This window comes from Vibrio sp. 970, assembly GCF_033339075.1.
The window spans coordinates 1-643 of record NZ_JAWOTW010000425.1 but is presented as its reverse complement, the minus strand read 5'-3'; the positions used below and the strand labels follow the sequence as shown (position 1 = coordinate 643).

General features: G+C 48.8%; 1 pseudogene. It reads left to right on the top strand.

Annotation, left to right across the window (positions count from 1 at the left end):
• Positions 1-643, top strand: a pseudogene (locus R7Q11_RS27085) (efflux RND transporter permease subunit); the annotation flags it as partial.

Genomic DNA, 643 nt, shown 5'->3' with positions numbered 1-643 from the left:
GCTCGTATTGAGCGTGGAGCAGAAAGTTACGATATTCAGGGTCAGTACAACGGTTTGCCGGCGTCTGGTTTAGGTATTTCACTTGGTACAGGTGCGAACGCGCTGGAAACGGCGGCTGCAGTCAAAGAGCGTTTAGCAGAGTTGAGTGAAAACTTCCCAGATGGTCTGAAAGTCGCTTAGCCATTTGAGACAACACCGTTTGTAGAAGCATCGATTCAAGAAGTAGTGAAAACGCTACTGGAAGCGATTGTGTTGGTGTTCTTAATTATGTACCTGTTCTTACAGAACTTCCGTGCAACGATCATCCCGACGATTGCGGTTCCGGTTGTACTCTTGGGTACGTTTGCCATTCTTTACGCGACAGGTTTCAGCGTGAATACCCTGACGATGTTTGCGATGGTTCTGGCGATTGGTTTGCTGGTGGATGACGCCATCGTTGTGGTAGAAAACGTTGAGCGTGTGATGCACGAAGACGGGCTCGATCCAAAAGAAGCCACTAAGAAATCGATGGGGCAGATCACTGGCGCGTTGATTGGTGTTGGTTTGACCTTATCGGCAATATTCGTCCCTATGGCATTTATGTCAGGTTCGACCGGGGTGATTTACCGTCAGTTCTCGATCACAATCGTTGCTGCGATGACGT